This window comes from Methylobacterium sp. NMS14P, from assembly GCF_028583545.1.
Taxonomy (GTDB): domain Bacteria; phylum Pseudomonadota; class Alphaproteobacteria; order Rhizobiales; family Beijerinckiaceae; genus Methylobacterium.
The window spans coordinates 331,546-357,574 of record NZ_CP087106.1; the positions used below are offsets into that span (position 1 = coordinate 331,546).

The 26,029-nt window shown below is 70.0% G+C and carries 20 protein-coding genes; 11 read left to right on the forward strand and 9 right to left on the reverse strand.

All coding sequences use genetic code 11. The features are described from left to right. Window positions 1-78 precede the first annotated feature (78 nt). Window positions 79-462, reverse strand: coding sequence for a tautomerase family protein (locus tag LOK46_RS01545; protein ID WP_273562169.1), 384 nt, complete (start codon window positions 460-462; stop codon window positions 79-81). Window positions 463-807: 345 nt separating this feature from the next. Continuing rightward, window positions 808-1,692 (reverse strand): LysR substrate-binding domain-containing protein, encoded by an 885-nt coding sequence (locus tag LOK46_RS01550; RefSeq protein ID WP_273562170.1) that lies wholly within the window; start codon window positions 1,690-1,692, stop codon window positions 808-810. Between the two features lie 123 nt (window positions 1,693-1,815). On the opposite strand from LOK46_RS01550, the gene LOK46_RS01555 reads away from it, so the two are divergent. Next, window positions 1,816-2,211, forward strand: coding sequence for a tautomerase family protein (locus tag LOK46_RS01555; protein WP_273562171.1), 396 nt, complete (start codon window positions 1,816-1,818; stop codon window positions 2,209-2,211). Window positions 2,212-2,638: 427 nt separating this feature from the next. On the opposite strand, the gene LOK46_RS01560 is transcribed toward LOK46_RS01555, so the two are convergent. Then, on the reverse strand, window positions 2,639-6,370 hold the full coding sequence (locus tag LOK46_RS01560; protein WP_273562172.1) for a vitamin B12-dependent ribonucleotide reductase: 3,732 nt from the start codon (window positions 6,368-6,370) through the stop codon (window positions 2,639-2,641). A 514-nt stretch (window positions 6,371-6,884) separates the two neighbouring features. On the opposite strand from LOK46_RS01560, the gene LOK46_RS01565 reads away from it, so the two are divergent. Both LOK46_RS01565 and LOK46_RS01570 read left to right on the forward strand, forming a co-directional pair. Beyond that, a complete protein-coding gene (locus LOK46_RS01565; RefSeq protein WP_273562173.1) occupies window positions 6,885-7,301 on the forward strand; it encodes an NADH:ubiquinone oxidoreductase subunit NDUFA12 in 417 nt (138 codons plus the stop codon). Window positions 7,302-7,429: 128 nt separating this feature from the next. Further along, window positions 7,430-8,086: a DUF2155 domain-containing protein gene (locus LOK46_RS01570; RefSeq protein WP_273562174.1), complete on the forward strand. Its 657-nt coding sequence runs from the start codon at window positions 7,430-7,432 to the stop codon at window positions 8,084-8,086. 77 nt (window positions 8,087-8,163) lie between these two features. Here the strand turns inward: LOK46_RS01570 and LOK46_RS01575 are convergent, their stop codons facing one another. Next, the gene (locus LOK46_RS01575; protein ID WP_273562175.1) at window positions 8,164-9,225 is read right to left on the reverse strand and encodes a polysaccharide deacetylase family protein; all 1,062 of its coding nucleotides are present in this window, start codon (window positions 9,223-9,225) and stop codon (window positions 8,164-8,166) included. Between the two features lie 240 nt (window positions 9,226-9,465). Between LOK46_RS01575 and LOK46_RS01580 the strand changes: the two genes are divergently transcribed. After that, on the forward strand, window positions 9,466-10,650 hold the full coding sequence (locus LOK46_RS01580; protein ID WP_273562176.1) for a GNAT family N-acetyltransferase: 1,185 nt from the start codon (window positions 9,466-9,468) through the stop codon (window positions 10,648-10,650). A 12-nt stretch (window positions 10,651-10,662) separates the two neighbouring features. Here the strand turns inward: LOK46_RS01580 and LOK46_RS01585 are convergent, their stop codons facing one another. Next, window positions 10,663-12,879 (reverse strand): GumC family protein, encoded by a 2,217-nt coding sequence (locus tag LOK46_RS01585; protein WP_273562177.1) that lies wholly within the window; start codon window positions 12,877-12,879, stop codon window positions 10,663-10,665. 189 nt (window positions 12,880-13,068) lie between these two features. Between LOK46_RS01585 and LOK46_RS01590 the strand changes: the two genes are divergently transcribed. Further along, complete coding sequence (locus LOK46_RS01590) at window positions 13,069-13,647, forward strand: polysaccharide biosynthesis/export family protein (protein ID WP_273564733.1); 579 nt, start codon at window positions 13,069-13,071, stop codon at window positions 13,645-13,647. A 15-nt stretch (window positions 13,648-13,662) separates the two neighbouring features. Here the strand turns inward: LOK46_RS01590 and LOK46_RS01595 are convergent, their stop codons facing one another. Both LOK46_RS01595 and LOK46_RS01600 read right to left on the reverse strand, forming a co-directional pair. Beyond that, complete coding sequence (locus LOK46_RS01595; protein WP_273562178.1) at window positions 13,663-14,295, reverse strand: hypothetical protein; 633 nt, start codon at window positions 14,293-14,295, stop codon at window positions 13,663-13,665. Window positions 14,296-14,471: 176 nt separating this feature from the next. Beyond that, entirely contained in the window at window positions 14,472-14,720 is a 249-nt protein-coding gene (locus tag LOK46_RS01600) for a hypothetical protein (RefSeq protein ID WP_012317333.1), read from the reverse strand. 268 nt (window positions 14,721-14,988) lie between these two features. Between LOK46_RS01600 and LOK46_RS01605 the strand changes: the two genes are divergently transcribed. Continuing rightward, a complete protein-coding gene (locus LOK46_RS01605; RefSeq protein ID WP_273562179.1) occupies window positions 14,989-15,207 on the forward strand; it encodes a hypothetical protein in 219 nt (72 codons plus the stop codon). Window positions 15,208-15,220: 13 nt separating this feature from the next. Here LOK46_RS01605 and LOK46_RS01610 read toward each other — a convergent pair whose 3' ends face one another. Further along, window positions 15,221-16,285 (reverse strand): hypothetical protein, encoded by a 1,065-nt coding sequence (locus LOK46_RS01610; RefSeq protein ID WP_441008903.1) that lies wholly within the window; start codon window positions 16,283-16,285, stop codon window positions 15,221-15,223. 28 nt (window positions 16,286-16,313) lie between these two features. Beyond that, complete coding sequence (locus LOK46_RS01615) at window positions 16,314-19,349, reverse strand: penicillin-binding protein 1A (protein WP_273562181.1); 3,036 nt, start codon at window positions 19,347-19,349, stop codon at window positions 16,314-16,316. Between the two features lie 156 nt (window positions 19,350-19,505). On the opposite strand from LOK46_RS01615, the gene LOK46_RS01620 reads away from it, so the two are divergent. The 5 genes from LOK46_RS01620 to gyrB all read left to right on the forward strand — a co-directional run bounded on the left by LOK46_RS01620 (window position 19,506) and on the right by gyrB (window position 25,950). Next, a complete protein-coding gene (locus LOK46_RS01620; protein WP_273562182.1) occupies window positions 19,506-21,173 on the forward strand; it encodes an alpha-amylase family protein in 1,668 nt (555 codons plus the stop codon). 67 nt (window positions 21,174-21,240) lie between these two features. Further along, window positions 21,241-21,624, forward strand: a complete 384-nt coding sequence (locus LOK46_RS01625) for a hypothetical protein (RefSeq protein ID WP_273562183.1) — start codon at window positions 21,241-21,243, stop codon at window positions 21,622-21,624. An 89-nt stretch (window positions 21,625-21,713) separates the two neighbouring features. Continuing rightward, window positions 21,714-22,358 (forward strand): MBL fold metallo-hydrolase, encoded by a 645-nt coding sequence (locus LOK46_RS01630; protein ID WP_075381632.1) that lies wholly within the window; start codon window positions 21,714-21,716, stop codon window positions 22,356-22,358. A gap of 5 nt (window positions 22,359-22,363) precedes the next feature. After that, window positions 22,364-23,326, forward strand: coding sequence for an aldo/keto reductase (locus LOK46_RS01635; protein ID WP_273562184.1), 963 nt, complete (start codon window positions 22,364-22,366; stop codon window positions 23,324-23,326). A 179-nt stretch (window positions 23,327-23,505) separates the two neighbouring features. Next, window positions 23,506-25,950 carry a DNA topoisomerase (ATP-hydrolyzing) subunit B gene (gene gyrB / locus LOK46_RS01640; protein ID WP_273562185.1) on the forward strand — a complete coding sequence of 815 codons (2,445 nt, stop codon included), beginning with the start codon at window positions 23,506-23,508 and terminating at the stop codon, window positions 25,948-25,950. Window positions 25,951-26,029: the final 79 nt, after the last annotated feature.

Genomic DNA, 26,029 nt, shown 5'->3' on the forward strand with positions numbered 1-26,029 from the left:
GGACGCGGCGTCCGACGCATCGGTCCCGCCGGGTGCGGTGGTTTACTTACAGCGGCGCTTCACGCCTCGGGCGCTCGCTCAGCGACGCGCCCGTTCCGCCTGGGTCAGACCATCGTATCCCCAGCTGTCTTTCGGCACCTCGTGGATGACGACGTAGGACACTTCGGCGAGATCGGCGCCGAGGACATTCTTCAGGAGCCTGCTCACCTCGGCGATGAAGCGCGATTTCTCGTCGGGCGTGTTCGCTCCCGCGCTGACGATGGCATCCACCTGCGCGGCACAGGAAATCGGCTCGCCACCGACGCTCCATCCCGCGCGGGGCACCTCATCGACCAGCACCCCGACGAGAGGGCCGACCTTGCGGAGGATGTCGGCCATGAGACGGGTAATACCCGCCTGGATCGCCGCGGTCTGGTCCGGCGCCAGTGGCTGGCCCGCGACCTTGACATTGATGAAGGGCATGGATGCCGCTCCCCTTCTCGAGACCGCGCCAGCGGCCGGTGTTGCAGGAGTTACAGGTCCGGCCGTGTTCGGAAAATTTGAAAGTTTCGCACCTATCATTCCGGAAAATCGAATGATATTCGGTCCATCCACTCCGCCGCGTCGACGGCCGGTAGACTGGACATCGGCGAACGAGTTCGACCCTTCACACGATCCGTGATCGCGACCCGGGGCGCTGACCGTATCGGACAGGTTCACCTCCGCCGACGTTCGTTGTCTCCGTCGAAGTCGATCGCGGAAGCGACCCATGGCTTTTCGGGCGCTATCGTGATGCGCGTCGCGGAGTAAGCACGGGAAGTCGTCGCTTCACGCCACGTGCTCGCGGATCGTTTCGACGAAGATATCGGTCAGGCGCGCGACGGCCGGCGACAGCTCGGCTTCCGCCTGATGGAGCGTCAGCGGTGCGTTCGGGAGAGGCGGCAGGCCGGTCGCGGCCGGGTCGAGGACGCTCAGCGTCTTCGGCAGGCTGACCGCGGTGCGCGCGGTGATGCCGAGGCCACCTTCGGCCGCGGCCCAGAGGCCCGAGAGGCTGGGGCTCGTGAAGACCAATCGCCAGGGCAGACCGCGAGCGTCCAGGGCAGACACGGCCGCAGACCGGAACGTACACGGCGGCGCGAAGGCCGCGAAGGGAACGGGCTCCCGGCCGAAGCCCGCGAGACCCGGCCAGTCCGGCTGGCCGATCCAGTGGATCGGCACTTCCGCAATCCGCCGCGCGTGAGGGGCACCGCCGCCGTCTCCCCAGACCAGCGCTACGTCGAGTTCGCCCTTCAGGACCTTCTCGATGAGCTGCGCACCGAGCCCGACCTGCACCTCGATGCGCACCCGCGGATAGGTCCTCGAGAACCGCTTGAGCACGGCCGGGAGCCAGCTCTCGGCGAAGTCCTGCGCGAGGCCCAGCCGCGCCCAGCCTTCCAGTTCCGTTCCGCGCAGACGGTCGACCGCCTCGTCGTTGAGCTCCAAGAGCCGCTTCGCGTACCCGAACATGCTCTCGCCGGCGGCCGTCAGCGCGAGGCCGCGTCCGGCCTTCTGCACCAGCGGCTGGCCGACCTGCTCCTCCAGCTTCCGGAGCTGCGTGCTGACGGCGGATTGCGACCGTCCCAGCCGCTCGGCCGCGCGGGCGAAGCTACCGAGCTCGAACCCTGTCACGAAGGTTCGGAGCACGTCCATGTCCAGGTTCGTGCGCGCCGCCATTGTTCGGTTTAGCGAAAGATTCAAATTCGGAATTTCAAATTTTCCGGACAATCATGGGCAGGTAGTCAGGAGGCGTCAAGCCGGTCAGATCGCGCCGCAAGACTTCGCTGGAGATCGCCATCCATGCCTCTCGTTCGGATCTCGCTCATCAAGGGCAAGTCATCGGGTCATATCCGCGCCATCTCGGACGGCGTCCATCGCGGACTGCGCGACGCCTACGGTGTGCCGGCCGACGACCGCTTCCATCTCATCCACCAGCATGCGCCGGACGAGCTGATCTACGATTCCGACTATCTCGGGCAACACCGCACCGACGATGTGGTGATCATCAACATCATCGCGGGGAACTGGCGGGACACGGCGCAGAAGAAGGAGCTCTACAGGGCGATCACCGACAACCTCGTCGCCAGTCCCGGCCTTCGTCCGGAAGACGTGCTGATCGTCCTGTCGCCGAACGCCCGCGACGAGTGGTCCTTCGGCAACGGCCTGGCGTCCTACGTCAAGGACGACGCGGACTGAGCTGCCCGGGGTGGCGCGAGCTCTCTACGAGGAATGCCGTCCCACTGGCTGAACGTCGGCGGTCTACGCCGGGACCGCCGCCGAGCCGGTAGATGCCGCGGTCGAGATCGCGCCGGTGACCACACCGCAGACCGTTGCGGCGCGGAACGTCGCCTTGTCACCAGGGACGATCCCGCGTCGCCGGATCGTAGAGGGTCGCGCGCCGACGTCGTGATCGCCCCGTTCGCCGCCCGCTACGGACTGGAGCGCTGTCCACCCATCTCTACGGCTGCACCGACGGGCTCCGCGCGATTCAACAACCGAACATTTCAGAGCCGCTGCCGGCGCAGGCGCCAGGCTCGCGATCTTGCAGAAGATCTAGTCGCGTCGGGCGAGCCATCGCGACCGATGGCTCGCCCGACCGCTTCAGGCCCGCGCTGTCAGAGGCTCACGAGCACCCGGTCGTCGAGCCGCAGGTGTCGCACTTCAGGCAGGTGCCGTTGCGGACCAGCGTGAAGTTCGCGCATTCCGGGCAGGCCTCCCCGACATAGCCCTTCATCTTCGCCTCGGCCCGCCGGTCGGCGACGCTCCGCTCGGCTTTGGCGAAGGGGAGGGTGTCGGCGATCGTCTCGGCCTGACCGGCCACCGCCGGCTCCGCCTTCAGCGCCGCGCTGCCGCGGATCGCGTGGACCGTGCCGCCGGCCGGGGCCGACTGTCCGGCACTCGCCGCACCCACGCCGAGGCTGGCGCCGGCCGGGCCGCCCTGGATCAGGGTCAGACGGTCGGCCGAGCCGCGGAGCAGGCCGCGGGAGACGACCGAGGAGGCCGGCGCGGGCTTGGGACCCTCGCGGGTCGTGTCCCCGCTCTCGCCGCCGCCGATCACCGTGCCACCGATCTCGGCCGGGCTCACATGGGCGAGGTCGGCGCGGCCGAGATACGAGACCGCCAGCTCGCGGAACACGTAGTCGAGGAGCGAGGTCGCGTTCTTGATCGCGTCGTTGCCCTGGACGAAGCCCGCCGGCTCGAACCGCGTGAAGGTGAAGGCCTCCACGTACTCCTCCAGCGGCACGCCGTATTGGAGGCCGAGCGAGATCGCGATGGCGAAGTTGTTCATCAGGCTCCGGAAGGTCGCACCCTCCTTGTGCATGTCGATGAAGATCTCGCCGAGGCGGCCGTCGTCGTACTCGCCGGTGCGCAGGTAGACCTTGTGGCCGCCCACAACCGCCTTCTGGGTGTAGCCCTTGCGGCGGGTCGGCAGCTTCTCGCGGGAGCGGATCCGCTCGACGCGCTCGATGACGCGCTCGACGATCTTCTCCGCGGCGGCGGCGGCCTTGGCGGCGGCCGGCGCCTGGATCAGGGCCTCGATCCCCTCATCCGCCTCGTCGTCCTCCTCCGAGATGAGGGCGGCGTTGAGCGGCTGCGAGAGCTTCGAGCCGTCGCGGTAGAGGGCGTTCGCCTTGAGGGCGAGGCGCCAGGACAGCAGGTAGGCCGCCTTGCAATCCTCGACCGTGGCGTCGTTCGGCATGTTGATGGTCTTGGAGATCGCCCCCGAGATGAAGGGCTGCGCCGCCGCCATCATGCGGATGTGGCTGTCGACCGAGAGGTAGCGCTTGCCGATCCGGCCGCACGGGTTGGCGCAGTCGAAGACCGGGTAATGCTCGAGCTTGAGGCCGGGCGCACCCTCCAGCGTCATCGCCCCGCAGATATGGGTGTTGGCAGCCTCGATCTCCTTCTTGGTGAAGCCGAGGAAGGGCAGCAGCTCGAAGGTCGGGTCCGACAGTTTATCGGCGGGAACCTTCAGGGATTGCGTGAGGAAATCGTCACCCAGCGTCCAGCGGTTGAACACGAACTTGATGTCGAAGGCCGACTTCAAGCCCTTCTCCACCGCCGCGATCTTGTCGTCGGTGAAGCCCTTTGCGCGGAGCGTCGTCGGGTTGATGCCCGGCGCCTGGCCCATCGAGCCGTGGCCGACCGCGTAGGCCTCGATCTCGGCGATCTCGGATTCGCGGTAGCCGAGCGCTCGCAGGGCGTCCGGGGCGGCCTGGTTGATGATCTTGAAGTAGCCGCCGCCGGCGAGCTTCTTGAACTTCACCAGGGCGAAGTCGGGCTCGATGCCGGTGGTGTCGCAATCCATCACGAGGCCGATCGTGCCGGTGGGCGCGATCACGGTGGCCTGGGCGTTGCGGTAGCCGTGCTCCTCGCCGAGCTTCAGCGCCCGGTCCCAGGCTGCGCGGGCATGGTCGCCCAGATCGGCCTGCGGGATGTTGTCGTGGTCGAGGGCGACCGGTGCGACGTTCAGGAACTCGTAGCCCCCGGCCTCGCCGTGGGCGGCCCGGCGATGGTTGCGGATGACCCGCAGCATCGCGTCGGCGTTCTCGTCGTAGGACGGGAAGGTGCCGAGCTCAGCCGCCATCTCGGCCGAGGTGGCGTAGGCGACGCCGGTCATGATCGCCGTGAGGGCGCCGGCCAGAGCCCGGCCCGCGTCGGAATCGTAGGGCAGGCCCATGGTCATCAGCAGGCCGCCGATATTGGCGTAGCCGAGACCCAGCGTCCGGTAGCGGTAGGAGAGCTCCGCGATCTCCTTGGACGGGAACTGCGCCATCATCACCGAGATCTCGAGCACGACCGTCCAGAGGCGGTTGAGGTGCTCGAACGCCTCCACGTCGAAGCGCTTGGTGTCCCGGTCATACATCGTCAGCAGGTTCGCCGAGGCGAGATTGCAGGCGGTGTCGTCGAGGAACATGTACTCGGAGCACGGGTTCGAGGCCCGGATCCGCCCGCCCGCCGGGCAGGTGTGCCAGTCGTTCATCGTGGTGTTGAAGTGCAGGCCCGGGTCCGCCGAGGCCCAGGCGGCCTCGCCGATCCGCTCCCACAGGTCGCGGGCCTTCAGGGTCTTGGTGACCTTGCCGGTGGTGCGGGCGGTCAGCTGCCAGTCGGCATCCGCCTCGACGGCGCGCAGGAAGTCGTCGGTCAGCGAGACCGAGTTGTTGGAGTTCTGGCCGGCGACCGTGAGGTAGGCCTCCGAATCCCAATCGGTGTCGTAGACGGGGAACTCGATCTTGGTGAAGCCCTGGCGGGCGAACTGCACCACGCGCTTGATGTAGGAATCCGGCACGGAGGCGCGGCGGGCGGCCCTGATCTCGCGCTTGAGGGCCGGGTTGCGCTCCGGATCGAAGCAGGCATCGCCCTCGGCCTCGCACTGCGTGCAGGCCTTCATCACCAGGGTCAGGTGCTTGGAGACGACCTTCGAGCCGGTCACCAGAGCGGCGACCTTCTGCTCCTCCTTCACCTTCCAGTCGATGAAGGCCTCGATATCCGGGTGATCGATGTCGACGATCACCATCTTGGCGGCGCGGCGCGTGGTGCCGCCCGACTTGATCGCGCCGGCCGCCCGGTCGCCGATCTTCAGGAAGCTCATCAGGCCCGACGACTTGCCGCCGCCGCCGAGCTTCTCATTCTCCGAGCGCAGCATCGAGAAGTTGGAGCCGGTGCCCGAGCCGTACTTGAACAGGCGCGCCTCACGCACCCACAGGTCCATGATGCCGCCGTCGTTGACGAGGTCGTCCTGGACCGACTGGATGAAGCAGGCATGGGGCTGCGGGTGCTCGTAGGCCGAGGCCGACTTGGTCAGCACGCCGGTCTGCGGGTCGCAGTAGTAGTGGCCCTGGCTCGGCCCATCGATGCCGTAGGCCCAGTGCAGGCCGGTGTTGAACCATTGCGGCGAGTTCGGCGCCACCATCTGGCGGGCCAGCATGAAGCGCAGCTCGTCCATGAACGCCGAGGCGTCCTCCTCCGAGGAGAAGTAGCCGCCCTTCCAGCCCCAGTAGGTCCAGCAGCCGGCGAGCCGGTCGAAGACCTGCGTGGCCGAGGCTTCGGAGACGAAGCGCTCGTCCTCGGGGATCTCGGCCAGGGCCGCGTCGTCCGGGATCGAGCGCCAGAGGAACGACGGGACCGCATTCTCCTCGACCTTGCGCAGCCGGGCCGGGACGCCCGCCTTGCGGAAGTACTTCTGCGCGAGCACGTCGCTCGCGACCTGGCTCCAGCTCTCCGGCACGTCGATGCCGTCGAGGCGGAACACCACCGAGCCGTCCGGGTTGCGGATCTCGCTCAGCGCCTTGCGGAAGGGGATCCCGGCGTAGGGCGATTGTCCGGCCGTGGTGTAGCGACGCTCGAACCGCATGAAACACACCTCTCCCGACGGGACGCGCGCGTCCCGGCCCCGCGCGACGCGGGGTCTAGCCCGATAGTGGGATTCGCGGCCGACCACGCCCGGCTGAGAGACGTGCCTCGGTCCCGCGAACGAAAATTAGGAACGGTCGCCCCTGCCCAACGCACCACTTTCGCGGGGCGCGACCGATGGAGGGAGATTACCGCCGCCTTCAATCTCACGTCAACAAGTGGTGTTCCGCGGCCTTGTTCCCCGCTAGATGTTGTGCCGGCTCGCAAAAGCCTGTGGATATCGTCCCGAGCCCGGATAAGTGTCCTTCCGGCTTTCGGGAATCGGATCGGGAAAATTTTAGATTCACAACCCTAGGGAGCGGAACTGGCGGACGGCCGGAACCCGGGGCCGAAACTGCGGCCCGGGCGTTGCCCGGCGGCGACACTTCCGACATGCGGCTGGACTCGCACGCGCGCGGTCACCATAACGGCGCCGACGAGCGCCCTCGCGGCGCGGAACGACTCCGGGACCGGCGATGGCGCTGAAGGACACTTTGCTGCGCATCTTCACGTGGTGGAACGGTCAGACCGTCTCCGTCGCGCTCCAGACCGCGCGCACCGGCATCTTCGTCGGCGAGGACGAGTTCGGGAACAAGTACTATAAGGCGGAAGGCGCGCTGATCGACCGCTCGGTGGGCTCGGAGCGCCGCTGGGTCGTCTATAACGGCTACGCCGACGCCTCGAAGGTGCCGCCCGGCTGGCGCGGCTGGCTCTGCCACAACGTCGACGTCGCGCCGAGCGAGGAGAACTACCAGGCGAAGGCCTGGCAGAAGCCGCATATCGAGAACCAGACCGGCACCGCGAACGCGTACCGGCCGGCTGGCTCGCAGCTCTCCTGGGGCCAGCGGCCGGCGGCGACCGGCGACTACGTGTCCTGGACGCCGGGCGAGTAGATCCGCGACCTGCCACGGGCGCGGCGCCCTTTTGCCGCCACCGTTGCGGTGTTCATGACGGGCCAATCCCGATCGTCCGCCGCGCAGCCTTCGGCGCGGCCGGCCACCCTCGTCTAGGGGTCCGAGCCTTGAGCCGCATCTTCGCCCTCGCACGCCGCGCGCTCGCCCCGGGCCTCGCGCTCCTCGTCTGCGCCGGCCCCGCCGCCGCCGACAAGATCAAGAACCCGACCGCGGTGTTCTCCGGCCTCGACAAGATCACCGGCCGGATCGTCAATTTCGAGGTGGCGGTCGACGAGACCGTGCAGTTCGGCGCCCTGCAGCTCACCCCGCGGGTCTGCTACACGCGGCCGCCGACCGAGAGCGCCAAGACCACGGCGTTCCTGGAGGTCGACGAGGTCACCCTCGACAACAAGTACCGCCGGATCTTCACCGGCTGGATGTTCGCGTCGAGCCCCGGCCTGCACGCGATCGAGCACCCGATCTACGACGTCTGGCTGGTCGACTGTAAGGGCGGCAGCGACGTGATCGCCGAGGCCAAGGAGCAGGAGGACGTGCCGGCCGTGGCGGCCAAGCCCGAGAGGGCGAAGCGCCCCGGCAAGGACGCGACCAAGACCGCCCAGCAGCTCAACGCCAACGGGCAGGTGGACGTGGAGGCGCCGCGCGGCGTGCCGGTGCAGCCCCGCCAGAAGCCCTCGCGCAAGTTCTTCCCGTCGAACGAGGGCCCGGCGCCGGCCCCGCCGCCGCAGCAGCAGCCGCAGAACCTGTTCGACGCGCTGTTCCGCTGACGCCGCTCACGAGCGCGCAGCGCAGGCGCGCGGGCTGAGTCCCGGCGGCCGCCCTCAGCGCGAATGGGGTCTGCGCCTCAGGCGACGTTGACGCGCCGCCCGCGATTCCAAGCCAGGAACGGGACGCCGGAGAGCAGTCCGGCGAGGGCCGCGCGCGTCTGGTGGCAGCCGTTCACCGACACCCGGGGCAGGGCCTGGAGATGCCCGGCATGCTCGGCGAAGAGGTGGCCGGGTCGCGTGGTCACGGCCGTCGCGAAGCCCATCTCCCGCGCCAGGGCGAATTCCCGCGGACCGGCGGAGGTCGGGTCCCCCACCGGGTAGGAGAGGTGCCGCACCGGTCGCCCGAGTTCCGTCTCGATCCGCGCGCGACCCTCGGCGATCTCGCGCGATGCGATCGCGGCGGCGTGCTTGGCCAGCATCGGGTGGCTGACCGTGTGCGCGCCGATGGTGACGGCCGGCTCGGCGGCGAGGTCGCGCAGCTCCGACCAGGACAGGCACAGATCGGCGGCGAGTCGCCCGGGCGGGAAGCCGGCCTGCCGGCACAGGGCGGCGATCCGGTCGAGAAGGTCCGCCTCGCCGCCGCGGCGCAGGTCGCGGTACAGGATCTCGAAGGCCAGCGCCTTCTCCTGCGGGCTGCGCGCCGGAAGGTCGAGGCTGCGCGCGCCGACGTCGATGCGCACCCGGTCCAGGCGCGCGATGGCCCGCTCCAGCTCGACCCACCAGAGCCGCCCGGCCTGATCGGCGAAGCCGCTGGTGACGAACAGCGTCCACGGCGCGCCGTGGCGGGCCAGTACGGGACGGGCGTGCTGAACGTTGTCGCGGTAGCCGTCATCGAAGGTCAGGACCGCGAAGGGCGGCCCGTAATCCGGCTCGGCCAGCCGCTCCGGGACCGCATCGAGGCCGATGATCTCGAAGCCGCGGGCGTCGAGTTCGCGCAACGTCAGGTCGAGGAACTCCGGGGTGATGCCGAGCAGTCGGTTCGGCGCGAAGGCTGGCACCGGGTCGGGGCTGACGTGATGGAAGGTGAGGATCACGCCGAGGCCGCGGGCCGCGGGGCTGAGCCAGCGGTCCGCCCCGAGGGCCTGAATCGCGCGGAAGCCGGACGCGAAGACCCGATGCTTGGCACGCGAAGACAGCATGGCCCTGAACCGTTCGGGCCAGCGGCCCAGCGCGGCACAGCCTTGGCGCGCCGGGGTAAACAAATCCGAAAGCATGCGCCGCGGCGGTCATCGCAAGCCGTCATTAGCCACGACTGTTCTTTGCCGGACCATCCGGCGCCGGGATCGCACCATCATCGATTGAAGTCACGGGCTGTTCAGTCGCCGCCCGTCAAGGTTCGGGCGGCGCGGGATCGTGAGCGGTCCCCGGGAGATCGGGTCATGGCGGTCGGTGTCCAGGTGGTGGGAACGGACATGGTCGATGCGCGCATCGCCGGGGGCCTCGTCGCGGAGATCATCCCGGACCTCGCCGCGGCCGAGGCGCTCTGGCGGCGCCTCGAGGCCGAGCCGGCGAGCCTCGCCACGCCCTACCAGCGGTTCGACTGGATCAGCGCCTACCTGCGAACGACCGGTCAGGCCGAGGGCGCGCGCGTCGCGGTCCTGCGGGACGCGGACGGACGGCCGCGCATCCTCATCCCGTTCACGCTTCAGCGGGAGCACGGCCTGCGCCTCGCGCGTACGGTCGGCGACACCCACGCCAACTATCACTTGCCGCTCTTCGCTACCCGCGACGCGGCGGCCATCGCGCCCGGCAGCATCGTGGCGGCCCTGATCCGCGCCGGCCGCGCCGACGGGATCGACGCCTTCGTGCTGAAGCATCAGCCCCGGATGTGGGACGGGGCGGCGAACCCGCTCGCCGCGACCGGCGAGGCGGAGGCCAGCGACGCCTACGGCCTCATGCTCGGCCCGGACCCGGAGGCGACCGTGCGCCGGGTGTTCAGCGCGGATTCGCGCAAGAAGCTGCGCTCCAAGGAGAAGCGCCTCGTGGAGGCGCACGGCCCGATCGTCTACCGCCGCGCCGAGACCGCCGACGAGGCGGCGCGCCTGCTGGCGGCGTTCTTCGCGCAGAAAGCCGCCCGCTTCGCCGGCATGGGCGTCTCAGACCCCTACGCCGATCCCGCGATCCGGGCTTTCCTGACGGCAGCGGCGACCGGCGCCGAGCCCGCGGTGGAGCTGTACGCCCTCTGCCTCGCCGAGAGCGGCCGCGTCCTCGCGACCTTCGGCGGCGCCGTCAGTGAGCGGCGCTTCAGCGGCATGATGACGGCGTTCGACGGCGACCCGGAGATCGCCCGATACAGCCCCGGCGACCTGCTGCTGCAGCATCTGGTGCGCGACCAGACCGCGCGCGGGCGGCAGGGCTTCGATCTCGGCGTCGGCGAGGCCCGCTACAAGGCCAGCATCTGCGACGAGACGATCGGCCTCGTCGAGACGATCATTCCGGTCACGCTCCGGGGCCGGACCTACGGCGCCCTTCGCCGCGCCTTGACCCGCACGAAGCGGCGGATCAAGCGCGACCCGCGCCTCTACGCCGCCCTGAAACGGCTCCGCACCCTGCGCCGGTGGTGACCGGCGCCCGGCCTAGGCGGCGTTGAGGCGCAGCTCCGCCCGGGCGTCCTCGACTTCCGACGCGGCCGGACGATCCTGCGCCACCAGAATCTGGCCGGCGCCGGCCTCCTCGGCGAGGGCGTAGAGGTCGGCCAGCGCCGGATCCTCGGCATCGGCGTTCGACGCGATGACGACGCTGTCCATGAAGCCGGCGACGAGTTCGAGGAGGTCGACGGCTCCCGGCGCGGCGTGGAGCCGGCAGATCACCCAATCGTAGGCCTCGGCCATCGCCTCGAAGGTCAGCGCCAGGGCATCCGGCTCGTCGAACAGGACGGCTGAGTCCTGAAGCCCCGCCTCGATGCGGTGCTGACCGCTGTCCGGGCGGGCCTGGATCACGTCGAGGAAGGCGGCCTCGCCGGCGATGAGGTCGGCGAATCCGAGCCGCGCCGTGCCGTCGTTCGGCAGATTGAGGTCGACGGCGACGAGGCTTCCCTCGCGACCCAGGGCGCGGGTCAGGGCCTCCGGCAGCGTCGCGACGCCGCGCCGGTCCTCGGTCTCGACGATCAGGATCCGGCGACCGGCCTGCGCCTCCGGGGCACGGGGCGCAGACGCGATGCGGGCGACGAGCGGCGCGAGATCGAACGTGTCGGCGCCGCGGATCGCGACCGGCGCGGCGGGCGCCGTCGCCACGGCGGCCGCGTGCGACGGCTCGGACCAGCGCGCGGCCGGTGTCGCCTCCGGGAAGGTGAAGGACGGCCGATCCAGCACCGGCTCGCGGCGCCGGCGATCGTCCACCGGGTCGCCGTCGCGGTCTCCGGCGGCGCGGCCGGATTCGGCGAGCAGCGCGCTGGCGATGACTCCGCCGACCGCGAGCATCAGAGTCAGAAGTGTCGCGAAGGCGACGATCGGCAGCTTCTTCGGGAAAGACGGGACCTCGGGCGTCACCGCGCGGGACACGATGCGGGCGTCGGCGGGCGTCGCGGCCTCGCCGTCGCGCGCCGCCGCCTCGCGGTAGCGGCCGAGATAGGATTCGAGCTGCTCGCGCTGCGCCTTCGCCTCGCGCTCCAGCGCCCGGAGCTGGATCTCGCTGGCGTTGCCGCGCACGACGACGTCCTGCTGGCCGTCCACGGCGGCCTGGAGGCTCTCGACCCGGGCGCCGGCGATCTTCGCGTCGTTCTCCATCATGCGCACGACGCGCTCGGCCGACGCCTTGATCTGGGCGTCGAGGTCCTCGAGCTGGGCGTTCAGCTCCTTGATCCGCGGGTGGGCCGGCAGGAGCGTCCGCGACTCGAGGGCGAGCTGCGCGCGCACCGAGATCCGGTTCTCGACGATCCGGCGGATCACCTCGTTGTTGGCGACGTCGGGGATCTCGAAGGCGCGACCGTCCTTGATCAGGTCCTTGATGGCCTTCACCTTGCCGTCGAGGTCGGCCTTCAGGCTCCGCGCCGCGGAGAGCTGGCTCGACAGCTCGCCGAGCTGCTGGGCGTTGAGCGGCCGACCGGCCAGGCCGGTGCTGCCCACGAGGCCGTTCTTGGCGCGGAACGCCTCGACCTTGGCCTCCGCCTCGGCGACGCGCTTGCGCAGCCCGTCGATGTTGCCGCCGAGCCAGGTGGAGGCGTACCGGGCGGTGTCGACCTTATCGGCCTCCAGCGAGCCGATGTAGAGCTTCGCGATGGTGTTGGCGGCCTCGGCCGCGAGCTTCGGGTCCTTCGCGCGGAACTCGATCGTGAGGATCCGCGACTTGCCGGCGGGATAGACGAGCAGGTGATCGAAATAGGCGTCGAGCACCCGGTCCTCGGCGGGGCGATCGAGGGGATTGGCGCCGATGCCGAGCATCATCAGCACGCGCTGGACGGCGCCGATGCTGCCCGCGCCGGGATCGAACTCGGCGTTGCCGACGAGCTTGAGCCGGCGGATCGCCTCGCGGGCGAGATCGCGGGACATCACGACCTGCACCTGGCTCGCGACCGCCTGCTCGTCGATCGGCGCGAGCTGGTCGCCGCGCTCCTGCGCGGTGCGGGCGAAGGCCGGGTCGCGGCTCTCGAGGAGGACCTTCGCCTCGCCGGTGTAGCGGGGGCTGACCACGTTGACGAAGACGCTCGCGCCCAGGGCGACCACCAGGGTCGGTCCGATGATCCAGCCGATGGAGCGTCGCAGGATCCGCGGCAGCTGCGCGAGGCCGAGACCCTCCTCGGCGCGCGGCTGGGATCCAGGCACGGCGTAGGTCGAGCGTTGACGGATCGTGGACATGCGGACGCTCTGAACGCGGAGACAGACCGGGCGGGCATTACTGCCGTCCCGCCGCCATTAGTGGATGTTAAGGTTGCTCAAGAGTTAAGGCGCGTGCGGGCCGGTGACCTGGCGCGACCCGGCGGGCGGTGATCAAGTTTCATTAACCTTAACGGCCTAGATCATCCCGCAACTGCATCCATGACGGCGATGGTGATGAACCGGCGCGCTCTGCTCCTCGCACTCGGCTCGACTCTGGCGCTCGGCGGTTGCCTGCGACCGAGCTTCCGCACTGACCAGCTCGATGCCACCGGCACCGGCTCGATCGCGGCGCGGTACACGCTGGCGGCCGGCGACAAGCTCCGGGTGATCGTGTTCGGCCAGGACAACCTGTCCAACATCTACGCGGTCGACGGCGCCGGGCGCATCGCCATGCCGCTGATCGGGACCGTGCAGGTCGGCGGCCAGACGACGGCCCAGGCGGCCAAGGCGATCGAGGCCAAGCTCGCGAGCGGCTTCGTGCGCGAGCCGCACGTCACCGTGGAGGTGGACGCCTACCGGCCGTTCTACATCCTCGGGGAGGTGACGACGTCCGGCCAGTACCCGTTCGTCAACGGCATGACCGTCGAGACGGCGGTCGCGATCGCGGCCGGCTTCGGGCCCCGAGCCGCGCGGGATTACGCTGTCCTGACGCGCGATGCCGGCGGCTCGCTGATCTCCGGGATCGTGCCGATGACCTACGCGGTCCGACCGGGCGACACGATCGTCATCAAGGAACGGTTCTTCTGAGCGGCGCCGCGCCGGTCACTGACCGCTCCGCCAGGGATTGATCACCCGCATGGCGGTCTTCTGCGCGGGGATCGGCGTCGCCACCTCGGGCATCGGCTGGCCGGCGCGCGCCATCATCCGGCGGGCCTCATGCGCGGGCACGGCGCCGACCGGCGTGAACAGGCCGGCCAGGACTTTCCGCGTGCCCCGGCTCACGAAGCGCGAGTTCTGGACCGGCTCGAAATCCCGGATCGCGTGGCGCTTGTCGGGATTGCCGGTGAAGACCCGGGCGCCGGAATTCAGGACCACGATGTCGCCGGGCCGCAGCGTCTCGTCCTTGAGGAGCGCCGCCGTCGCGCCGGCCTTCATGTCGATCGGCGTCTGCCGCTCGCTGATCTCGCGCTCCTTGACACGGATCTTGAGCGGAAGTGCCGCGTAGCGGGTCTGGAAGCGGCGGCGCGCCGCCCCGAGCCGCGGGGTCGCGTGCCGGCCGACAACGGCGCCGTCATAGGCGGGGGCCGGAGTCGGCTGGGCCTGCTGCGGTGCCGGCCGGGCGCCGAACAGCATCTCGAGGAAGCCGACTTCCGCGGCCTGCGCGCGCACCGCCGTCCCGGCGAGGAGACCGCCGGCCGCCATGACGGCCAGCAAGCTGCTCGTGCGAAGCCTCATGGCACCCTCCGGAAGCGACGCCCGACGTGAGCATCCGACCCTCAACCGCAAGGCGTACTGGAGGGTTCCGGATGATTTAGAGTCTGCTTAGGACTGCCGGGCAGCGACCCGCCGGCCCGGGCTTCGGCGTCGCCGAGGACCAGATCTCGGCGACGCCCGGCGCTCGAAACCGTGACCTAGCCCGGCGCCGACTGCTCGCCCTCGCCGATGCAGTCGAGGGCGCGCTCGACGGCGCTGACCGCATCCAGGAGATGCTGCACGGTGCGCTCGACCTCGATCGCCGGGCGCCCCATCGCGGCGGCGCGGGCGCTCACGTCCTCGAGCTGCTCCAGCAGGGCGAGGAGATCACCGGCCACGGTCACAACTTCGCAGCGAGCGAGGCGCGTGACGGTCGGGCGCGGACGGAAGGGCAAGACGTTGCTCATCGCGAGGGTTGTCGCCCGAAACGGCCGGGATTCGCCAGGGGGAGAGGGCCGAACTCAACACGATTGGCGGGCCCTTTCCGCCCCAATCCCGGCGTGTGGTGGATTTTCCGTGGCCGCTGCGCATCGGAGACGGCAGAACCGATTTACATCTTGCGCGCGACCTTGACGGACGCGCCTCCGGGCTGACCATGCCGTGAGACGTCCCGTGAGGGCCCGGCCCGGTCGATGCCGGGCGCGGCCCGGCCACGGCCCGCTTTCAGGATTCGCGATGCGCTTGACCCTTCTCGCCCTCTCCGCGCTGACCCTCGGCGGCCTCTGCGCCTGCAGCACCAGCGACGGCCCGAATTCGCGCAGCGGCCTCGCCGAGAGCTTCAACCTCGACAACTACCGGGCCTCCGGCAACACCAACGGCACGCAGACCCGCCGGGACGTGAACCGCGCCTACACCCAGCCGACGCTGCCGACGATCGGCAACCGCGGGATGTGACGCGCGCGGCGCGTCACCGCTTGGTGAGCGCGTCCGCGAAGGTGGCGATCCGGTTGCGGGCGTAGACCGGCAGACCGGCGCTGATCGAGTTGCCGGTGTTGAAGCTGGAATTGCCCATCAGCACCTGCGCGGGGAGCAGGTTCTTGAGCACCGGCACGCGGGCGTACTCGGCCTTGCGGTCGAGGACGTCGCCCTTGATCGCCAGCGCCATGTAGGCGGTGACCACCGTCTTGGTCGGGTCGTTCGGCATCGGCTGGAACACGGCCAGGAACTTGCCGAAGCGCAGGATCTGGTTGACCCAGAAGATCGTCTGCTCCAGGCCGCCGGTGACCGCGGTGTCGATCTTCGTCAGCGCCTTGAGCCGGTCGCCCTGGTCCGGCCCGAGCACCCGCAGCTCGCTCTGGAACGAGACGAACTCGGCGATCTTCTTGGCCGAGCCTTCCTCCAGCTTGTTGGCGAGCTTCACGCCGAGCGGCAGCTTGCCCTCGAGGTCGTAGCGCGACTCGATGCAGGCGCCCGCGCCTTCGCACCACGGGCGGTCGGGCCGCTTGGCGAAGGCGGCGGCCGGATCCTTGTTGGGCGTCACGTCGGCGACCGCCAGCGTGTGGTGCTTGATCGCCGGATCCATCTTCTGGACGAAGGCGAGGTTGGCGAAGGCCTGGAGGTCGATCGCCTCGGGCGGGCGCGGGACGATGAAGCGTCCCTCGGCGACGTAGACCTTCAGGGTCTCGTGCCGCGGCTTCGTCACGCCGTTCACCGTGACGGTGTAGTCCGGCTCCTTGTAGCCGGGATAAGGCGCGAGCGCCGCCGCCTCGGCCGGCCGCGCCTTCAGCCAGTCGAGATACGGGATCAGGCCGTTCTCGGGCGCCGACGGGTTGTCGCGGTGGTCGGTGAACAGGATCTGGCCCGGTCTGATCGCGGCCGGATCGACGGCCGTGACCGAGGGCACCTCCTTGATCCGCTCCGGCCCCGGCGCCGGGGCGGTGTTGGCCGCGGGCGTCTGGGCGCGTGCCGGGAGAGCGGCCGGGAGAGCGGCCGTGAGGGTGGCCGCCAGGGCCACGGGGAGCTGCTGACGCAACGGGTTTCTCATCTGTCGGGGAGGGCAGTCAGTATCCGGGATCTTCGCCGAACAGGTAGTCGGGATCGCGCCGGCGCGGACGGCGCGCGTCGTCGTCCCCGCCGAAGGGCGAGCGATTCGTCTGGCCCGGCCAGGGCTTGTAGGGATCCTGCCCGTAGAGATCCACGTCGCCCTGCGCGCGGCGGCTGCGCGGCGCGGGACGCTCGCCGAAGGGGTCCAGGAAGTCGGATCGCGGCCGCTCGCCGGTCATGTTGCCGTAGTAGTCGCCCGCGACGCTCGCGCCGTCGTCGGCGCCGGCGAGATCGCCGTCCTGCGCGTCGGGCCGCATGGCGTAGAGCGTCTCGCGGGGCACGAGGCGGTACTGCGTGTCCGCCATGCGACCGTCGCCGCTGGTGCGGAAATGCTCGAGGACGCCGCCGCCGGCGACCCGCACGCCGCTGCGCGGGTCGATCGGCAGGTCGGCGATGAACGGGCGCGCCTCGGGGGAGGGGCCCCGCAGCGGCGTCTTGGCGACGCCGTTCGCCCAGGCCGCCTGCAGGATCGCCGAGGCGATCGGCACCGAGACGTGGCCGCCGGTCTGTCCGCGGCCGAGCGTCTTGCGGGTGCCGTCGGCATTGTCGTAGCCGACCCAGACCACGACGCTGATCTCGTTGGTCAGGCCGGCGAACCACGCGTCGTTCTCGTTCTCGGAGGTGCCGGTCTTGCCCGCGACGTAGGCCGAGAGTTTCGCGAGCGCCGCGGCGGTGCCGTGCTGGGTCACGCCCTGCAGCATGGTCTTGAGTTGGTAGAAGGCCACGCGGTCCGCCGAGGCGATCCGCACCGGCTCCTTGGCGGCGTGCGCGTAGAGCGGCTTGCCGTCCCGCTCGACCGACTCGAGCGCGTAGGGGGCCGGACGGGCACCCTCGTTGGCCACCGCCGCGTAGAAGCCCGCGAGATCGAGCATCCGCACCGGCTGCGCGCCGAGCACGAACGGGTAGTAGGGCTCGCACTCGGCGTAGATCTGCGCCTCGAGGGCGATGTCGCAGACCCGCTTCAGGCTCGCCGGCGCCTTCGGGGCGATCCCGCCCTGGAGGAGCCGGGCGGTGACGAGGTTCTTGGAGAACTCCAGACCGCGCCGCAGTGTCGTCGGCCCCGAGCCGCCGCCCTCGTAGTTCTTCGGCGACCAGGAATCGCCGGCCCCGCCGATCGGCGGCAGGGTCACGGCCGAGTCCATCACCAGGGTGTTCGGCTGCAGGCCGGCGTTGAGCGCGGCGAGGTAGGTCAGCGGCTTGAGGGTCGAGCCGGGCTGGCGCACCGTCTGGGTGACTCGGTTGAGCTGGCTCAGCGGGTAGGAGAAGCCGCCGGCCATGGCGAGGATCTTGCCAGTCTGGTTCTCCAGCACCAGGGCCGCGCCCTGGACGGTCGGCCGGACGCGGAGCTGCGCGCGCGGTCCGCCCTTGCCGGCGCTGACCTTCACGCGAATCACGTCGTAGAGTTGCAGCTTGCCGCGGGCGATGCCGGGGTCGAGGAAGGCGGCGCGGCCGTCGGCGAGGCCGACCTTCGTGCCGCCGCGGCCGGTCTCCAGCACCACCGCCATGGGCCAGTGGACGTCGTAGAGCACCGGGCGGGCGCTCTCCAGCGCCAGCAGCCACGCCGGCTTCTTCTGCGGCACGGCCGCGACCTTCTCGCCGCGGCGCGGCTTCGCGTCCGGCTTGGCCTCGAGTCTCGCGGCCTCCGGCCGCGCGCCGGTGACGGCCGGCGCCGCCGACGCGGAGCCCTCCGGTGCCGGGGTCGCGGCCTGGATCCGGCGGACGCTGTCGGCGAGGTTGAGTTCGGGCCCCGCGAAGACCTGACGGCCGGTGGAGCGCTCGTAATTGGCGAGGCCGTCCTGCAGGGCCTCCTCGACGGCGCGCTGAAGGCCCGCGTTGATCGTCGAGCGGACGGTCAGGGAGCCGGAGGTCAGCGAATCAACCCCCGCGAAGGTGCGGGCCTCCCGATTGAGGAAATCCACCACGTAGAAGCCGGAATCGCGCCGCGCGGTCTCGATCGGCTTCAGACCGAGATCGGACTCGATCGCCGCGCCCATCTCGGCCTCGGTGATCGTGCCCTCTTCCTTGAGGCGGGCGAGCACGTAGGCGCGCCGCTCCCGCGCCCGGTCGGGGTACTTGTCCGGGCTATAGAAGTTCGGCCCTTTGGGCATGCCGGCGAGAAGCGCCGCTTCCGGTAGCGTCAGCTGCCCCACCGGCTTCCCGAAATAGCTCTGCGCGGCCATCTCGATGCCGTAGGCGCCGCGTCCGAGATAGATGCCGTTGAGGTAGAGCCCCAGGATCTGCGGCTTCGTCAGGATGCGCTCCAGCCGCGACGCGACGATCATCTCGCGGATCTTGCGCTCGTAGGTGACGTCGTCGCCGACCGAGAGGTTCTTGACGACCTGCTGGGTGATGGTCGAGCCGCCCGCCGGCCGCCCCGGCGAGGCGAGGTTGGCGATGAAGGCGCGGATCACCCCGCGCTCGTCGATGCCGTGATGTGTCTCGAAGCGCTTGTCCTCGGCGGCGATGAAGGCCTTCTGCACGAGGTTCGGGACCGCCGTGATCGGCACCACGATGCGGCGGCCGTTCGGCTCCGACGCCTCCGCGAAGGGTTTGCCGGCGCCGTCGAGGATCCGGGTCATCCCCGGCAGGGCCTTGTCGCGCAGGGCCTCGGCGCTGGGCAGGTCCTTGGTGGCGTTGTCGTAGAACTCGATCACCGCCTTCGCGTCGAACGGCGAGTTCGCCGGGTTCTCGCCCTTGCAGAACTGCTTGTAGCTCGTGTTCAGCTCGCTCAGATCGAGCCCGTGCAGGATCTTCGGCGCGGCCGCCCCGGCGACCGTCGACGGATCCTCCATCGCGGTGGTGATCAACTCATCGAGATTGATGTCCTCGATGTCGAAGGCCTTGCGCATGTGGGCGCAGCCGTCGCGCAGCAGGCGCACCACCTCCGGGCCGTCCGTCGCGGGATCGAACTGCGTCCGGACCGCGTCCGGCCGTGTCGTGACCTGGCTGAGCGTCAGGGCAGTCGCGAACAGCTTGATCAGGATGGCGTTCATACGGGCTGGGTTCGGGGGACGCGACGGGGCGAGCGCGGACCTTTCGGGAGCGCGCCTGAACAGGGCGTGCACAACGCGGCTGATTTAAGGACACGCCGTACGGCAACGCTTTGGCCGGCTCCCACGTTCGTGTGGCGCGACGATGCCGGGGGGCCCATGATCAACGACCTGTGGTACAAGAACGGGATCATCTACTGCCTGTCCGTTGGCACCTTCATGGACGCCAACGGCGACGGCATCGGGGATTTCGCCGGCCTCGAGCGGCGCCTGGACTACATCCAGGGGCTCGGCGCCACCGCGGTCTGGCTGATGCCGTTCCAGCCCTCGCCCAAGAAGGACGGCGGCTACGACATCGCCGACTATTACGGCGTCGATCCGGATTACGGCTCGCTCGGGGACTTCGTCGCCTTCGCCCACGCCGCCAAGCAGCGCGGCCTGCGCGTCCTCATCGACCTCGTGGTCAACCACACCTCGGACCAGCACCCCTGGTTCCAGTCGGCCCGGTCCGACCCAAACTCGCCCTACCGCGACTGGTACGTCTGGTCGAAGGAGCGGCCGGCGACCGCCGACGAGGGCATGGTCTTCCCGGGCGTGCAGGAGACAACCTGGACCTACGACGCGAAGGCCAAGGCCTGGTACTTCCACCGCTTCTTCAATTTCCAGCCGGATCTCAACACCGCCAATCCGGAGGTGCTCGCCGAGATCCTGAAGATCATGGGCTTCTGGATCCAGCTCGGCGTCTCCGGCTTCCGGATGGACGCGGTGCCGTTCGTCATCGCCGAGAAGGGCGCCCATGTCGGCGGCAAGCCCCGCGAGCAGTTCGAGATGCTGCGCGACCTGCGCGAGTTCCTCCAGTGGCGCCAGGGCGACGCCATCATCCTGGCCGAGGCCAACATCCTGCCGAAGCAGGACCTCGACTATTTCGGCGACGACGCCGACCGCATGCACATGATGTTCAACTTCCAGGTCAATCAGGCGACGTTCTACGCCCTGGCGGCCCACGATGCCCGGCCCCTGATCAAGGCGATCGAGCAGACGAAGCCCCGCCCGCTCTCCTGCCAGTGGGGCATCTTCCTGCGGAACCACGACGAGCTCGACCTGGGGCGCCTCACCGGCAAGCAGCGCCAGAGCGTGTTCGACGCCTTCGGGCCCGAGAAGGGGATGCAGCTCTACGACCGCGGCATCCGCCGCCGCTTCGCACCGATGCTGGCGGGCGATCCCCGCAGGATCCGGCTCGCCTACTCGCTGATGTTCACCTTGCCGGGAACGCCGGTGCTGCGCTACGGCGACGAGATCGGCATGGGCGACGAGCTGTCCCTGCCGGAGCGCGACTGCGCCCGCACGCCGATGCAGTGGACGAGCGAGCACAAGGGCGGCTTCTCGACGGCCGAGCGGACCGTGCTGCCGCTGATCGACCACGGGCCCTACGGCTACGCGCACGTCAACGTCGCCGACCAGCGCCACGAGGAGGGCTCGCTGCTCAACTGGATGCAGAGCATCATCCGGCAGCGCAAGGAAGCGCCTGAGATCGGCTGGGGCGACGTCGTCGCGATCGAGACCGGGCGCGAGTCGGTCCTGGCGCTGCGCTACGCGTGGCGCGGCAACGCCATCCTGTGCGTCCACAACCTCGCGCCGGAGCCCGTCGAGGTGGCGATGGCGTCGGGATCCGACGATCCGGAGCACGACATCCTCGTCGACGTGCTCACCGGCTCGCGCAGCGAGGTCGGCGACGACGGCCGCCACTGCCTGTTCCTGGAAGGTTACGGCTACCACTGGTTCCGCGTCGGCGGTCTCGACGCGCTGCTGAAGCGGCGGCCGGCGTGAGGCAGACCGGGGTCCGGCTCGCCCTCGGCCGGCCGACACGGTAGGACACGCCGGAGCGAGGTGGGACATGGCCCGGACGAAGCATCATCCCCCGGACGCGACGATCGCCGACATCCTGCCGGATCTCGCAGACGGTGAAGACTACCTGCGCCAGGTGCTGGTCACCATGCGGATGTGCCAGAAGCATTACGGCGACGCCTGGGTGCGGATCGGCGTGACCGGGCGGTCGCCGACGCCGTCGTACCGGATCGACCGGCCGGACGAGACGGCACCCGGCGACAGTGCCGTCGAGGCGGGCAGGTCCCTGTTCGGCGCCTACGGCGGACGGTCCCACGACCGGTTCACGCAGGTCAACGCGGCGGAGACGCGCTGGAGCTCGCGGGCGCTCGGCATGGCCGACATGCTGGCGCTTCACGACAGCCTGCGCCGCCCGAAGGGCGACGCGGCCTGAGCATGCCGCACAGGGTGCCGCCCACCCGCGTTCTGCGCTAAACTCGGGCGGAGGGCGTCCGGAGCAGCGCCACCAACACGCGGGACGACATGCCAGGTACGCCACGCGCCGGGATCATCCCGGTCACGCCCTTCCAGCAGAATTGCACCCTGATCTGGGATGACGCCACCAAGGTCGGCGCCGTGGTCGATCCCGGCGGCGATCTCGACCGGATCGAGGCGGCGATCCGCGAGCAGGGCGTCACCGTGGAGAAGATCCTGCTGACCCACGGCCATGTCGACCACGCCGCCGGCGCCGACGAATTGCGCGAGCGCCTCGGCGTGCCGATCGAGGGCCCGCACCAGGCCGACAAGTTCCTGCTTGATTCCCTGCCCGAGACGGCGGCCAATTACGGCCTCGGCGCCGCCCGGCCCGTGACACCCGACCGCTGGCTCGACGAGGGCGATGCCGTGACGGTCGGCGGGCTCGGTTTCGACATCCTCCACTGCCCCGGCCACTCGCCCGGCAGCGTCGTGTTCGTGAGCCGGGACGCGCGCTTCGCCCTCGTCGGCGACGTGGTGTTCAAGGGCTCCGTCGGCCGCACCGACCTGCCCGGCGGCAACCACGAGCAGCTCATCCGCGCCATCAAGGACAAGGTCCTGCCGCTGGGCGACGACATCGCCTTCATCCCCGGCCACGGACCGACCAGCACCCTCGGCGAGGAGCGCGTGTCCAACCCCTTCCTGCAGGACTGACGCGCATGGACAGGCGGCGCATCGGCCGCTCCGACCTGACGGTCGCGCCGTTCTGCCTCGGCGGCAACGTCTTCGGCTGGACGGCCGACGAGGCCGCGTCCTTCGCGATCCTCGACCGGTTCGTGGAGAGCGGCTTCGACTTCATCGACACCGCCGACGTCTACTCGCGCTGGGCCCCCGGCCACGTCGGGGGAGAGTCGGAGACGGTGATCGGCAAGTGGCTCGCGGCCCGACCGGGTGTGCGCGACCGGATCGTGCTGGCGACCAAGGTCGGCATGGACCTGGGTGAGGCCGGCAAGGGCCTCTCGGCGGCCCATATCGAGCGGGCCTGCGAGGCCTCGCTGCGGCGCCTCGGGGTCGACCGGATCGACCTCTACCAGTCGCATCTCGACGACGCGACGGTGCCCCTCGAGGAGACCCTGCGGGCCCACGAGCGCCTGATCGCGGCCGGCAAGGTCCGGGCGATCGGCGCCTCGAACTACGATGCGGCGCGGCTCGCGGAGGCGCTGACGGTCTCGGCCTCCGCGGGGCTGCCGCGCTACGAGTGCCTCCAGCCCGATTACAGTCTCGCCCAGCGCGGCTACGAGGCCGAGCTGGAGCCGCTCTGCCGCGCCGAGCAGATCGGCGTGATCGGCTACTTCTCCCTGGCGGCCGGCTTCCTCACCGGCAAGTACCGCAGCGCCCGGGACGCGGCGGGACGTCCGCGGGAGAACCGGGTCGCCAAGTACCTCAACCCGCGCGGCCTCGCGCTGCTCGACGTGCTCGATTCGGTCGCGCAGGCCCACGGCGCGAGCCCGGCCCAGGTGGCGCTCGCCTGGATCATCGCCCGCCCAGGCATCACCGCGCCCATCGCGAGCGCCACCTCGGTGGCGCAGCTCGACGAGCTCCTCGGCGCCGTGCGGCTGACCCTCGCGCCCGAGTCGATCGGCCGCCTGGATGCGGCGAGCGCGGGCGGCATCGAGGGCTAACGCAGCGTTAAGCGGGGGGCGTCACAAAAGCGACGGGACGGGCCCGCCGCGGACCCGTAAAATCGTGCAATCTCAACGCGGAACCCCTATATCAGGCGGACCAAGCGAGAGTTCAGGCGCGGGCGCCCGACGGCGCATCTGCCACCGACGCGATCAGGCCCGCCTGCCCGAGGAAGTTCATGGCCGACACCCCCCAGACCGAGCCCGCCGATTACGGCGCGGAATCCATCCGCGTGCTGAAGGGCCTCGACGCCGTCCGCAAGCGGCCCGGCATGTATATCGGCGACACCGACGACGGCTCAGGCCTCCACCACATGGTGTACGAGGTCGTGGACAACGCCATCGACGAGGCTCTGGCGGGCCACGCCGACCTGGTCACCGTGACCCTCAACGCCGACGGCTCCTGCACCGTCTCCGACAACGGCCGCGGCATCCCGGTGGACATCCACAAGGAGGAGGGCGTCTCGGCGGCCGAGGTCATCATGACCCAGCTGCACGCCGGCGGTAAGTTCGACCAGAACTCCTACAAGGTCTCCGGCGGCCTGCACGGCGTCGGCGTCTCGGTTGTGAACGCCCTGTCGTCGTGGCTGCGCCTGCGCATCTGGCGCAACGACAAGGAGCACGCGATGGAGTTCCGCCACGGCGACGCCGTGGCCCCCCTGGAGGTCATCGGGCCCGGGAACGGCCGGCGCGGCACGGAAGTCACCTTCCTGCCTTCGACCCAGACCTTCACGATGATCGAGTTCGACTACGGGACGCTGGAGAAGCGCCTGCGCGAGCTCGCCTTCCTCAATTCCGGCGTCCGCATCGTCCTGACCGACGCCCGCCACGCCGAGAAGAAGCGCGAGGAGCTGTACTACGAGGGTGGGATCGAGGCCTTCGTCCGCTACCTCGACCGCTCCCGCAAGCCGATCGACGGGATGACCAGCCCCGTGGTCGTCAGCTCCGAGCGCGACGGGATCCGCGTCGAGGTCGCGTTGTGGTGGAACGACTCGTTCAACGAGACCGTCCTGCCCTTCACCAACAACATCCCGCAGCGCGACGGCGGCACCCATATGGCCGGCTTCCGGGCGGCCCTGACCCGTCAGGTCACCGGCTACGCCGAGTCGTCGGGCATCGCCAAGCGGGAGAAGGTCTCGCTGACCGGCGAGGATTGCCGCGAGGGCCTCACCGCGGTCATCTCCGTGCAGGTGCCGGACCCGAAATTCTCGTCGCAGACCAAGGACAAGCTCGTCTCGTCCGAGGTGCGCCCCGCGGTCGAGAACGTCCTCAACGAGGGCCTGTCCACGTGGCTCGAGGAGAATCCGAGCCAAGCGCGTTCGGTGATGGGCAAGGTCGTGCTGGCGGCCTCCGCCCGCGAGGCCGCCCGCAAGGCCCGCGAGACGGTGACCCGGAAGGGCGCACTCGACATCGCCTCGCTGCCCGGCAAGCTCGCCGACTGCCAGGAGCGCGACCCGACCAAGTGCGAGATCCTGCTGGTGGAGGGCGACTCCGCCGGCGGCTCGGCCAAGCAGGGCCGCGACCGGACCTTCCAGGCCGTGCTGCCCCTGCGCGGCAAGATCCTCAACGTCGAGCGCGTACGCGCCGACCGGATGCTGTCCTCCGCCGAGATCGGCACCCTCATCACGGCCCTCGGCGCCGGGATCGGGCGCTCCTCCACGGACCGGGAGGGCTTCAACCCCGAGAAGCTGCGCTACCACCGCATCATCATCATGACCGACGCGGACGTGGACGGCTCGCACATCCGCACGCTGCTGCTGACCTTCTTCTTCCGGCAGATGCCGGAGCTGATCGATCGCGGCCACCTCTACATCGCGCAGCCGCCGCTCTACAAAGCCGAGCGCGGCCGCCGGGCCATCTACCTGAAGGACGAGCGCGCCCTCGAGGATTACCTGATCGACCAGGGCACCGACGGCGCGATCCTGCGGCTCTCCACCGGCGCGGAGTTCGCCGGGGCGCAGCTCAAGAGCCTCGTCGAGGAGGCCCGGTCGTTCCGAAGCATCCTGCAGGGCTTGCACACCCGCTACGACCGCTCCGTGGTCGAGCAGGCGGTGCTCGCCGGGGCCATCGACCCCGAGGCGGCGTCGCGGGCGGGCGAGGCCGAGGTGCTGGCCGACATGACCGCCCGCCGGCTCGACGCCATCGCGGACGAGATCGAGCGCGGCTGGCAGGGCGAGTCGTTCGAGGGCGGCTATCGCCTCAGCCGGACGCTCCGCGGCGTCCGGCAGGTGTCGACCCTCGACGCTGGCCTGATCAGTTCGCAGGAGGCCCGGCGCCTCTCCGAGCGGGCAGACGCTTTCCGGGAGATCTACGGCGAGCCGGCCACGCTCATGCGGAAGTCCGACGAGACCGTGCTGCACGGACCCGTCGCCCTGTTCGAGGCCGTGATGGCCTTCGGCCGCAAGGGCCTGCAACTCCAGCGCTACAAGGGCCTCGGCGAGATGACCGCCCAGCAGCTCTGGGAGACCACGCTGGACCGTGACGTGCGCTCGCTGCTGCAGGTCAAGGTCAAGGACGTCACCGACGCCGACGACCTGTTCGTCAAGCTGATGGGCGACGTCGTGGAGCCGCGGCGCGAGTTCATCCAGGAGAATGCGCTGAGCGTCGCGAACCTCGACGTCTGAGTCGCACAAGATGCGACAGTCTCCACATGCCGTCTGGGCTGCCGCTCGATCCGGGAACAGGCCCCCCCTTTTGGGCGCA

Excerpts from the sequence above, each read along its gene's own strand:
- LOK46_RS01545 (WP_273562169.1), bottom strand. The coding sequence starts at position 462 with ATGCCCTTCATCAATGTCAAGGTCGCGGGCCAGCCACTGGCGCCGGAC.
- LOK46_RS01605 (WP_273562179.1), top strand. The coding sequence starts at position 14,989 with ATGCGCTTGACCCTTCTCGCCCTCTCCGCGCTGACCCTCGGCGGCCTC.
- LOK46_RS01615 (WP_273562181.1), bottom strand. The coding sequence starts at position 19,349 with ATGAACGCCATCCTGATCAAGCTGTTCGCGACTGCCCTGACGCTCAGC.
- LOK46_RS01575 (WP_273562175.1), bottom strand. The coding sequence starts at position 9,225 with ATGCTGTCTTCGCGTGCCAAGCATCGGGTCTTCGCGTCCGGCTTCCGC.
- LOK46_RS01600 (WP_012317333.1), bottom strand. The coding sequence starts at position 14,720 with ATGAGCAACGTCTTGCCCTTCCGTCCGCGCCCGACCGTCACGCGCCTC.
- LOK46_RS01580 (WP_273562176.1), top strand. The coding sequence starts at position 9,466 with ATGGCGGTCGGTGTCCAGGTGGTGGGAACGGACATGGTCGATGCGCGC.
- LOK46_RS01590 (WP_273564733.1), top strand. The coding sequence starts at position 13,069 with ATGGTGATGAACCGGCGCGCTCTGCTCCTCGCACTCGGCTCGACTCTG.
- LOK46_RS01555 (WP_273562171.1), top strand. The coding sequence starts at position 1,816 with ATGCCTCTCGTTCGGATCTCGCTCATCAAGGGCAAGTCATCGGGTCAT.
- LOK46_RS01630 (WP_075381632.1), top strand. The coding sequence starts at position 21,714 with ATGCCAGGTACGCCACGCGCCGGGATCATCCCGGTCACGCCCTTCCAG.
- LOK46_RS01625 (WP_273562183.1), top strand. The coding sequence starts at position 21,241 with ATGGCCCGGACGAAGCATCATCCCCCGGACGCGACGATCGCCGACATC.
- LOK46_RS01620 (WP_273562182.1), top strand. The coding sequence starts at position 19,506 with ATGATCAACGACCTGTGGTACAAGAACGGGATCATCTACTGCCTGTCC.
- LOK46_RS01595 (WP_273562178.1), bottom strand. The coding sequence starts at position 14,295 with ATGAGGCTTCGCACGAGCAGCTTGCTGGCCGTCATGGCGGCCGGCGGT.
- LOK46_RS01560 (WP_273562172.1), bottom strand. The coding sequence starts at position 6,370 with ATGCGGTTCGAGCGTCGCTACACCACGGCCGGACAATCGCCCTACGCC.
- LOK46_RS01585 (WP_273562177.1), bottom strand. The coding sequence starts at position 12,879 with ATGTCCACGATCCGTCAACGCTCGACCTACGCCGTGCCTGGATCCCAG.
- LOK46_RS01635 (WP_273562184.1), top strand. The coding sequence starts at position 22,364 with ATGGACAGGCGGCGCATCGGCCGCTCCGACCTGACGGTCGCGCCGTTC.
- gyrB (WP_273562185.1), top strand. The coding sequence starts at position 23,506 with ATGGCCGACACCCCCCAGACCGAGCCCGCCGATTACGGCGCGGAATCC.
- LOK46_RS01565 (WP_273562173.1), top strand. The coding sequence starts at position 6,885 with ATGGCGCTGAAGGACACTTTGCTGCGCATCTTCACGTGGTGGAACGGT.
- LOK46_RS01550 (WP_273562170.1), bottom strand. The coding sequence starts at position 1,692 with ATGGCGGCGCGCACGAACCTGGACATGGACGTGCTCCGAACCTTCGTG.